The sequence below is a fragment of the Paenibacillus sp. 01T422 genome (assembly GCF_056398785.1).
On sequence record NZ_JBFTQB010000489.1, the window covers coordinates 1 to 5,658 of the forward strand.

A 5,658-nucleotide genomic window follows, 5' to 3' on the forward strand; every position below is an offset into this window, starting at 1 on the left:
ATTGTTAATCCATACTTTCTTCAAGAAATGAACAAGCGCTTGGACGAAGTGAAACTCGACATCGTAACCGATATCGGACAACTGCACCAGAAGCTCAGTAAGACCAAGTGGAGCTTGTTCCCGCTTTACATGATAACCGAACGAGTAGACCGCGTTCTGAAGAACGTCCAGGATGGAAAAGTGGTGATCCTGTTAGAGGGAAACCCGTTTGCTTTAATGGCACCGGCTGTCTTTTTTGATTTCTTGGTTACGATGGACGATTTGAACGGACTATCGCTTGTGACCAAATTCATGTCCTCCCTGCGCTATATAGCTTTAGCCATAACCACGCTGCTGCCGTCTTTCTACGTCCTGGTAGTTCAATACGCCCCGGAGATTCTTCGGTTTCAGTTTGCTCTCCACCTTGTGGGGAGCCGATCGATGGTCCCGTATCCGGCCATTATTGAAGTAATGTTTATGATGCTGATGGGGGAGTTTCTGGTAGAAGCATCCATCCGGCTGCCTAAAACAATCGGGCAGACCGCCACCACCGTGGGTGGCTTGATACTCGGTGAGGCCGTATCCAAAGCTGGTTTTGCGTCGGATATTATGATTATCATAACAGCCGCCGTGTCCATTTCTAGTTTTGTCATCCCGGTTAACCTGATGGCATTCGCGGTCCGGGTTTTACGGTATCCGCTAGTGCTGTTAACCGCGCTTTTCGGGCTTGTTGGATTGATTGTTGGGGTACTTGGGTTAATTGTTTATCTCGCCTCGCTCCGAAGTTTAGGACAACCCTATTTCCGAATGTTCTACCGAGATAAAATCCATGAAAGACAAGGTGGATGACCTTGCTATCTAGACGCTATTTGTACTATCTTCTTCTCGGTCCGCAGTTTCTGCACTTCTCGAGCTTTGTAACAACAGTACTGATCGCTGATCGGTTCCATGGAGCCCCTGCCGCGCTTATTATCGGAGCAGTCATCGGGATATTACTGGTATTTAATTGTTTCAGAATATGCTCTGGGCTTGCTTTGGGGATTTATGTTTGCCAAGTTGATCATCCTTAGTCAGGTGCTTTCCGACTCTCAGTATGTGATAACAGGTTTAATCGTCGTGCTCGTTTTATATGCTGTCCGACAGGAGTCGGTTACGATTCTATTTGTCTTGGAAATCTTATTTTTGCTGATCCTTACGTTCTCAACTACTATTTTTGTTAAAACGATTAGTGATAACCAATTGTCCTGGGATGCGATAGGTCATGCGGTTACCTATGTGCGGACGCTACCGACCTGGGGGGGGATTTCGGCCGCCGCTGTCCTGTTTTCTGGGTTTACCTCCTTAACGTGGTATCAAAAAGACATCGGTTGGAAGGCGTCTAATGGTCGATTCAGATTCACGCGTATTCTACTAATAACCACGGTTTCGGGCGTGTTCATGCTCCTGGTGGGTTATTTCGTTCCTATCGGATTTTTTGGCATGGAGGCATTGGAGCATTTGAATTTCATTTGGTTCTCGGTAGTGGATTCGGTTAGGATGGAGTGGTTCGTGGTTGAAAGAACTGTCTATTTGTACTTGGTCCTACTCATGATATTTACGTTTTTCGGTGTTATCAGCAGTTGGCATATTGCGTTCGAATTCGCAAAATCCATGTATATAAACAGGTCGAGGAAAGCGGAATGGCTGTTTCTAGCAGTGTTCGCTGCTGTGTCTTTCGGATTCATATATGTGGCGGATATTATTTCATGGGTTCTAATAAGCCAATATTATCTAATCAGTCGTTTGATAGGGAACATGTGCTTGGTCGCTCTTCTCATTTACTCCGCTCAGAAAAAGAGTTATATCCATGAGTAGGCTACCGTTGGTGTTCCTGGTTATTGTTATTAGTAGCTTGTTTTTTATGTCGGGTTGCAAAGGTATAGACATTGACAAACGAAACTTCGTCGTAGGGTTTGGGGTCGATGCAGGAAAAAACGCGCGATATCGTGTGTCGCTCAAGGTCATCGCACCGGTAGAGGAAGCAAGCAAAGGGATTAATGATTTTTTCATCCTTGACCAGGAGGCGAACTCGATCGCATATGCCGTAGAGGCCCTTCAAGCCAAGAGTGAAAAGTTTCTTGACTTCTCACAGGTGAAAATAATCGCCATCGGGGAGGATATCGCTAGGAAAAACGCGGAGTCGGTGCTCGACTACGTCATACGCAAGCCTGGGATGCAATTTATCTCCTGGATGGCAGTAGCCCGCCCGAATGCAAATGATCTACTGAAGGTCCAGAGGAAATCGGAGAAACCGGTCGGCAGTTTCTTCAACGACATGTTTACTAAAACACTAGGAGAATCGATGTATCTTGAAGCTGTACCTATGTCGAAGTTTTACGCACGCTTCTACGAACGGGGCGCTGACCCATATTTGCCGATCCTAGAGCATCAAGGAGACAAGATCGCTGCGGAACGGCTAGCACTTTTTGATAAACAGGGGATGAAGCTCGAACTCAAACCGGAGGAGGTGAGCCTTTTTAGGTTAATCACTAAAAAGCCGAGGATGTTCCATTACGAGCTCCATGGGCAGGATGAGAAAGAACAAGTGGTCACCATGTTTCGCGATGCGAAGGTACGGTATAGTCTGAAGGAGAAAACATATCCTCCTGAGATCAGGTACGATGTTCGCCTAAGCGGTATCGTTGAGGAAGCCGGAAACGAAAGTGTAACCGTCTCGGCTGATGCGTCTGCCTACGCGTCAGAAGAAGCACAAGAAATACAATTAAAATTGGTGAGGCTACTCGGAAAAATGCAGAAGGCGGGGCTGGATCCGCTTGGATTCGGTCTTCACTATCTCTCGTATCATTGGAATACGAAAGGTGATTGGGAGACGTGGCAGGCTCTATACCCGCAACTGAAATTTGACGCGGATGTCCGGGTACAGCTACGATCCGAAGGGTTCTTGAAGTAACCCGGAACTACTTATGCCTGACTTAAAAATAAACGGACGAAAAGGGTATTTAACTATGGGGATCAACAGCTCATCACCAAGCAAGGACGCCGTGCGGCAGGGTTTTGTTACGGGAAACGATTGCATTCCTGTAGAGCGTTAATTTTGGGCTTTGCAAAAAAAAGAACGCCTCAGTACGATGGGAGTATGTAACGAGTCATAGCCCTTAAATTCCCATCATTTGAAGCAACTTCTCGCTGAATTTGACCTTGCTTGCCAACAGCTGAAAATAGTAGAGACGGAGATCATTGCCGTTTTAGACCGCATTTCTTTTGCTAAATCAATACTTGCTGCAAAAGGGATTAGCGCCGTTTCACTAGCTGGTATTCTTGGTGAGGCAGGGGGATTTAAGCGGTTTTGTACAGGGCAATGCATTGCTTTGGCATGCTGGCCTCAACCTTGCAGAAGCAAGTTCAGGTAAATGGACCGGGCAGATGAAAATTAGTAAACGCGGACGATCTCGTCTCCGCGGTTTCTTCATGATGACCATGAGTTTGGTGGGCAACAATCCGGAATTCAAAGCTATGCATGCGTACAATTTACAGGTGAAAAAGATGAAGAAAATGAGGTCTCTAATGAAACTTTGCGGTAAGTTAGCTCGAATACTCGTTGGAATGGCCCGCAGCAACGAAGACTACAATCCTCATAAAACAATGCCACTTCAGTTAGCAGCTTAAGTAATATCGAACGTTTCGTCGTACGAATTTTGGCTTATTCGCGGGATTTTAAAAGAAAGCACGGGGTACCGGATGTATTGAACCAAAGGGCAAAGACCCGTAACGATAGCAAGACCGGCCTCCACCCCTTAGCGAACTATGAACGAGAGGGTATAGAGCCGTTGAGACATGGGTGGGAGTGAAAACCTCCAGGGGCGGCGTGGAGATAGCGTGCAGTATATGGAAATGATGAGAAGGGTCAGCATTAATCCGATATTCGTGAGAACGATATATAGGGGGCGCTCGGAAGCTCCAATCCAATTTCCAACCTAAAAAAGAGTCAGTGGCGACAATGGTGTCAAATGGCAGGGAGTCAATTATGAAAGGGTTATGATTAATCCCAAGTACGTAATGGCTAGGTAAGGAAGAATCAGTTACGCTCTGATAATGGAAAGCTATCAGAAAGCAAAAAAACCGAGCTAATAGAGAGCGCTGCAAAACGAATTGACCCAGTAACGCAGAGGTACTGGGTTTGTTACGACTTAGTGAGAGCATCCTACTGTATGCATTACAGCAGACCGGCTAACGAACCGGAACTGCTGTTTCGTCTGCTGTTAGCGAGAAATTACATATTGCAAAACAGATTGTGAAAGATGAGCGTCTGCTCGCCAACAAAGGTATTCGCTCGCCGATTGATTCGGAAGCAAGCTCTAAGTCATTTTTTGGATACAAAGAACACCTAGCCATGACCGAGTCATTACAGCTGTGGAAGTTACGCCAGGAACAAGTGATGACGGTAAGCAGTTGACTGTTCTTTTGGCACAATCCATATCAAACGGCGTTGAAGTTAAGGAGATCATCGCAGATACAGCCTATTCAATTAAAGATAATTTAGCTGAAGTGAAAAAGGAAACCATATTACCTATTTTCCCTCTGAACCCTGTCGTCCACGAGGGATGCGAACGCCAAGAAGGTTTTGGGTACAACAAAGATGCAGACTTTGTGGTTTGTCCCGCTGGCGAACATAGCCTTCGCAAAGCGGTTCAAGGCAGCAAAAAAAGCGGAAAAATGTTCGTTAGTCTACTTTTTGACGTTGAGTGACGAGCTGCTTTTTTCATTTCTTATTCACTTTTTTAATTTACGGCTTTTGCAGCGCTCTCTAATACGCCTAAATGGTTTGAGGATAAATCCGATTCTTAATCAGACATGCAGGCTCAAAGCATTATGATAACTAAATGCAAATCATGCATTAATTATAAACGTTATTCATTTAATATTTATAGGATTGTCCGCCATCGATCGGAATAACTACTGGCATTGATAAATCCAGCATCATCTGACAATAAGAAATCAACTAAGTGAGCCACTTCTTCTGGTTTTCCAAAACGTTTCATTGGGTTTACACTTACAAACTCTTTTCCGGTTTCTTCCCAATTATCAACGCCTATTTGTTTCAACGAGGCTTCAACCATAGGTGTCATGATGGCACCTGGTGCAATCGCTTTGATGCTTATACCGTATTGTCCATATTCAATACCAGAATTTCTTGTTAATCCTACAACTCCATGCTTACTTGCTGCGTAACCCGACTGATTACCCACACCTCGGATACCACCAACAGAGGCTGTATTCACAATAGCTCCAAAACCTTGTTTTTTCATTACCTCTAGAACATATATTAATCCATAGAATACACCATTAAGGTTAATACTAACTACTTTATGGAACTCGTCACTTCCATAATCAGCAGTTGGACAAGTTCCCCCTGATGTTTGGAAAGCATAAGGTGAAGATACATTCCAGTGTCCCGATCCAAAGTGGCTCCAGCAGTCTCTAAAAAGTATGACTGGAACCGTTCTTATCAGAGGTTTTCAACATTGAAAAGATATCGCTGCGTTCTAACGCCGAACTGTTGTTTGCTTTAGTTTTGCAATCGCTGGATGCGGATGGCCATATATTAGGCTCAATTCATTCCTTTATAATTCAAAGAAGAAGGGTTTGAATATTTTCCTTTAATTTCGACCATCATAGGAA

At 44.7% G+C, this 5,658-nt stretch carries 3 protein-coding genes and 3 pseudogenes; 5 read left to right on the forward strand and 1 reads right to left on the reverse strand.

Annotation, left to right across the window (positions count from 1 at the left end):
* The 5 genes and pseudogenes from AC1DUA_RS23925 to AC1DUA_RS23945 all read left to right on the forward strand — a co-directional run.
* Positions 1-828, forward strand: an 828-nt coding sequence (locus tag AC1DUA_RS23925; protein ID WP_477502148.1) for a spore germination protein, incomplete at its 5' end; no start/stop codon positions are given.
* A gap of 99 nt (positions 829-927) precedes the next feature.
* Positions 928-1,833, forward strand: a complete 906-nt coding sequence (locus tag AC1DUA_RS23930) for a hypothetical protein (RefSeq protein ID WP_477502149.1) — start codon at positions 928-930, stop codon at positions 1,831-1,833.
* Positions 1,826-2,929, forward strand: a complete 1,104-nt coding sequence (locus AC1DUA_RS23935; RefSeq protein WP_477502150.1) for a Ger(x)C family spore germination protein — start codon at positions 1,826-1,828, stop codon at positions 2,927-2,929. Before AC1DUA_RS23930 ends, AC1DUA_RS23935 begins: the two co-directional genes overlap by 8 nt.
* Positions 2,930-3,146: 217 nt before the next feature.
* Positions 3,147-3,645 (forward strand): annotated as a pseudogene (locus tag AC1DUA_RS23940) (transposase); the annotation flags it as partial.
* A 589-nt stretch (positions 3,646-4,234) separates the two neighbouring features.
* Positions 4,235-4,689: pseudogene (locus tag AC1DUA_RS23945) on the forward strand (transposase); the annotation flags it as partial.
* Between the two features lie 205 nt (positions 4,690-4,894).
* Here AC1DUA_RS23945 and AC1DUA_RS23950 read toward each other — a convergent pair.
* Positions 4,895-5,375: pseudogene (locus tag AC1DUA_RS23950) on the reverse strand (SDR family oxidoreductase); the annotation flags it as partial.
* Positions 5,376-5,658 lie beyond the last annotated feature (283 nt).

Bases quoted from the DNA above. Each gene is read 5' to 3' on its own strand.
- AC1DUA_RS23935 (WP_477502150.1), top strand. From the start codon at position 1,826: ATGAGTAGGCTACCGTTGGTGTTCCTGGTTATTGTTATTAGTAGCTTG.
- AC1DUA_RS23930 (WP_477502149.1), top strand. From the start codon at position 928: ATGGAGCCCCTGCCGCGCTTATTATCGGAGCAGTCATCGGGATATTAC.